Source organism: Bifidobacterium sp. UBA6881, from assembly GCA_002451435.1.
Taxonomy (GTDB): domain Bacteria; phylum Actinomycetota; class Actinomycetes; order Actinomycetales; family Bifidobacteriaceae; genus Bifidobacterium.
Genome location: DKCF01000078.1, coordinates 1 through 4,449, shown reverse-complemented (window position 1 = coordinate 4,449; position 4,449 = coordinate 1). Strand labels below are relative to the sequence as shown.

The 4,449-nt window shown below is 62.4% G+C and carries 4 protein-coding genes; 1 reads left to right on the top strand and 3 read right to left on the bottom strand.

All coding sequences use genetic code 11. The annotated features are described in order from the left end of the window. Window positions 1–1,440: bifunctional folylpolyglutamate synthase/dihydrofolate synthase (locus tag B3C64_RS06220; protein WP_291534495.1), on the top strand; the 1,440-nt coding region annotated here is incomplete at its 5' end. 154 nt (window positions 1,441–1,594) lie between these two features. Here the strand turns inward: B3C64_RS06220 and B3C64_RS06215 are convergent. From B3C64_RS06215 to B3C64_RS06205, 3 genes are all read right to left on the bottom strand, one after another. Continuing rightward, complete coding sequence (locus B3C64_RS06215) at window positions 1,595–2,335, bottom strand: aspartate/glutamate racemase family protein (RefSeq protein ID WP_291534494.1); 741 nt, start codon at window positions 2,333–2,335, stop codon at window positions 1,595–1,597. Then, window positions 2,332–3,576: a carboxylate--amine ligase gene (locus B3C64_RS06210; RefSeq protein WP_291534493.1), complete on the bottom strand. Its 1,245-nt coding sequence runs from the start codon at window positions 3,574–3,576 to the stop codon at window positions 2,332–2,334. The genes B3C64_RS06215 and B3C64_RS06210 overlap by 4 nt, the downstream gene beginning before the upstream one ends. 17 nt (window positions 3,577–3,593) lie before the next feature. Beyond that, window positions 3,594–4,449: glutamate ligase domain-containing protein (locus tag B3C64_RS06205; RefSeq protein WP_291534492.1), on the bottom strand; the 856-nt coding region annotated here is incomplete at its 5' end.

Sequence of the window (4,449 nt, the reverse complement as noted above, 5' to 3'; positions counted from 1 at the left end):
TCCACCGCCCGCATGGCGGAGGCCATCTGCCGTGCCTACGGCATGCGCACCGGCCTGTACACCTCGCCGCATCTGGAGCACGTCAACGAGCGCATCGCCATCGACGGCCAGCAGCTTTCCGATGACGATTTCGTCGACACCTGGGACCAGGTCAAGGATCTGGTCGCCATCGTCGATATGAAGATGGACGAGCTCGGCAAGCCGAAGATGAGCTTCTTCGAAGTGCTCACCGCCATGGCCATCTGGAAATTCGCCGACGCTCCGGTCGACGTGGCCATCGTGGAGGTCGGCATGGGCGGCCGCTGGGACGCCACCAACGTGCTCGACGCCGACGCCGCGATCATCGGGCCGGTCGATATGGACCACATGGCATGGCTGGGCGACACCGTCGAACAGATCGCCACCGAGAAGGCCGGCATCATCAAGCCCGGATGCACCGCCGTCATCGGTCGCCAGCCCCACGAGGAACAGGTCATGCCGATCATCGAGGCCGCGGCCAAGGAGAACCACGCCAACCTGGTGCGCGACGGCATCGAATCCGAAGTCGTCACCCGTGTGCCCGCGGTAGGCGGCCAGGTGGCCACCCTGCGCACCCCGAACGGCACATACACCGAAGTGCCGATCGCCAAGTTCGGCGAGCATCAGGCGCATAACGCGCTCGCAGCCCTGTGCGCGGCGGAAGTGGTGATTCCGGTCAACGGCGCGTTGGACGGCGACATCGTCGCCGAGGCGTTGAGCACCGTGAAGATCCCCGGGCGCATCGAACAGATCCGCACGTCGCCGACCATCATCCTCGACGGCGGGCACAATGTGAACGCGGCGGAATCGCTGCGTGCCGCGATCGAGGAGAATTACGATTTCCAGCAGTTGGTGGGCGTGGTCGCCATGATGGCCGACAAGCAGGTCGAGGAGTATCTCGGCGTGCTGGAGCCGTTGCTCAGCCAGGTGGTCGTCACGGAGAACTCGTGGCGCGACCGCGTGATGCCGGCCGAGGACCTGAAGAAGATCGCCGAGCGCGTGTTCGGGCCGGAACGCGTCACCTGCGTTCCCGAATTGCCGGACGCCATCCAGGAGGCCGTCAACATGGTCGACGCCGATGACGAGCTGGGCGTCGGCTATGGCCATGGCGTGCTGATCTGCGGCAGCTTCACCACTGCCGGCGACGCGCGTCTGATGTTGGAGGAGAAGGTCAACCCCGACCTGAAGAAGCCGAAGGCCGAGCGCGTGTTCCAGGAGGCTGTCGAGCCCGAACCGCGCAAGCAGGAGGACGAGGCCGACATCGATTTCGAATCCGACGCGAACCCCGATTTCGACATCAACGACTTCGGATCCGTCGGGCCGGATGACGACGTCGATTCCGCCGATGGGACCGGCGATGCCGATGAAACCGCCGGTTCCGGCAATGTTGAAAGCGATGCCGAGACATCCATGAACGCCTGATGCAAACGCGGATGCCTGCGTTTCGCGCCTGCCGCGCAATTGCGGCAGGCTGAGCTTAAGAGACCATTGAGTTTAAGACCGTAGGACGAAGTGCGGGCGCCTTCCAAAGAGGAAGACGCCCGCACTTTGCGTTTTGGTTGCTCTCGATGTTGTCTCAGCTGACTTCGGCGGCGGCGCGCAGCGCCTTGGCGCGTGCCACCGTGTCCTCCACCAGCACGGCCTGCGCGTCGATGGTTGGCAGCTGGGGGAGTGGGAACGCCTCGTTGAGCACGCTCAGTTCGGTGCAGCCGAGAATCAGGGCATCGCATGCGCAGGGGCCGCTCGGTTCGAGCATGTCGCGCAATACCGATTCGTACCGTTCGAGATTCAATTCGCCGCTGCCTTTCACATCGTCGTAGATCAACGACGTGATACGGGCCTGAAGGTCGTCGGTCGGCTCCACGAACGTATAGCCGGCCTCCTCCACGGCGCGCCGGTACACGCCCGATTTACGTGAACCGGTGGTGCCGAGGAATCCGACACGGGGGAACCGGTCCCGCGGATACCGCTGCGTCATGCGCGCGACCGCGCCACGTGGCATGTGCAGAATCGGCACCGGCGTCAACTTCTGGAAATCATCATAGAAGTAATGCGCGGTGTTGCAGGTGAGCACGATGAAGCTCGCGCCCATCGCCGTGGCCTTTTCGATGTCGTCGGCGATCACAGGGAAGGGATTATCGTCGGACTGGCCGAGGATGTACGCGGTGCGGTCCGGCACCGAGGCGTCGTTGAACACCACGTAGTCCAGGTAGTCCTGGTCGCCATGCGCGTGCGTCTCACGGTTCACCAGACGAATGTAGCTTTCCGTGGCCAACGTGCCCATGCCGCCCAGGACGGCGAAGAACGGTCGCTTCACTTCAAATCGCCTTTCTTCGTGAAATACTTCGCGTAGCTCTTCTTGTAGATCGAGAACATGTGGCGGATCATCAGCCAGCGCAGCGGGTTCATGTCCTTCGCGTACTCCAGCGTCGTGCCCCAGTTGCCGTTGCGCAGCATCTGCTTGCCGGTCTCCTTGTCGTCGCCCTCCGCGACGTAGTCGAGGAAGATCGACTTCGGAATCTCCAGCCAGAGCTTCGAACCGTGGCCGAACAGCGTATTGCCGTCGAACGGCGTGTCCTCGATGAGGTCGTCGACGAAATACTTCGCCAGGTTGAATCCGTTCAAGGTGACGAAGTAGCTGGAACGGCCCTGGCGCAGGTTGATTTCGAACAGTTTGTATTCGCCGTCGCGTTCGTCGTACTTCATGTCGAAGTTGGCGACGCCCTCGTATCCGATGCTTTCCAGAAACGTCTTGATGCGACGGAACACGCCCTCGTTGTAATCGGGCAGGATCGCGGCGTAGTTGCCGGCCGCGACGGGGGACGGATCCTCCAGCAGCGGATGGCCGAGGAACATCATGCGCACGCGATGGTGCTGGTCCACGTAGGCGTTCAGCACGCGCATGCGCGAATCGTCGCCGGGGATGAAGTCCTGGATCACCATCTCCGAGGTATAGCCGGCGGCATAGGCGCGCTTGATGATGGTTTCCAACTCGGCCGGGTCGTTGAAGATGTACGCCTTGCGACGGCCTTCGAAATCGATGTCGAGCCATTCGACGGAATTCGCCGGCTTCATCGCCACCGGGTAGCTGAACGGCAGATTGCGGTATTCTCCCGCTTCCACCTCTTCGGCGGTGACGGTCTTCGTTTTCGGATGCGGCAGATCGTACTGCTCGCAGATCTGGTAGAAGGTCGATTTGTAGGCGAGTCTGCGCGACAGGTTGATGTCGAGCGTGTTGTACACGAAATACCTGCGCAGGTCGTCGCCGCACTGGCTGAGCAGATTCGCGTACACGTCGCCGCAGGGGATCAGCAGCAGCTTGCGGTCCGGGTCCTCGGCCTTCATGCGCTTGCCCAGTTTGAGCATGAAGTCGCGGAACGTCACGAAATTGTCGAAATCGTCGACGATGTGCACATTGACGATACGGCTGAATTTCGTCGGGCTCAGCTGGAAATACGCGTATGCGTCGGAAACGATGCCGTATGCCTCATGGAACGCCCTGGCCATGCCATAGACGTTGATGTCGCTACCGAGCAGAATTGGTTGGAATCGTGTCATAATGCCCTACCTTAGTGCTATTTGCCGAGCACGCGGCGCACGACGGCGCTGTCGCCCTCGTATGGAACCGGCTTGCCGTTGATGATGTTGCGGGTCTCGTCGCCCTTGCCGACGACGAGGACGATGTTGAAACGGTCGGCATGGGCGTGGGCGTCCGCGATGGCCTTCTCCACGGCGGCCTCGCGCGGCATGACGATTTGCGTCTCGGCCTTCGGGTCGGTCACATACGCCTGCATCTGCCTGGCGATGTCGACCGGATCCTCGTAATTCGGATCGTCCAGAGTGAAGACGAAGGATTCGACGCGGCCCAGCGCACCCTTGACGATGCCTTCGCGCCGGTCGATGGCCTTGCCGCCCGTGGTGCCGGAGACCAGCGTGATGCGCGGATCGCGCTCGCCGTACACGCGTTCCATCTCATCCACCAGCGATTTGACGGAAAGATAATTGTGGGCGAAATCAACGTAGACCACCAGATCGTCGCCGGCGGTGATACGCTCCATGCGTCCGGGGACGCGCACTTGGTCCATGGCCTTGATGGACGGGTCATCGGCAGGCACGCCGGCCGCGATGGCGATGGCGATGGCCGCCGCGGCGTTGGCGATGTTGAACTCGCCAGGCATGCCCAGCTCCATCGGAGCGAGCTCGCTGCCATCGACGGAGGCGATGAAACCGGATTTGTTGGCCGGATCGATGCGTGCCACGACGTCGGCCGGGGTATTGAGGCCGACGGCCTTGTCGTGCATGGCGAACTGGGTGACCGTGATGCCGGCTTCGGCCGCGTCCTGCATCAGCAGGTCGTGGTAGTCACAGTCGGCGCCGAGCACGAGCGTGCGGCTGTTGGCGATGAGCCGTCGTTTGCAGCGCAGGTAGTCC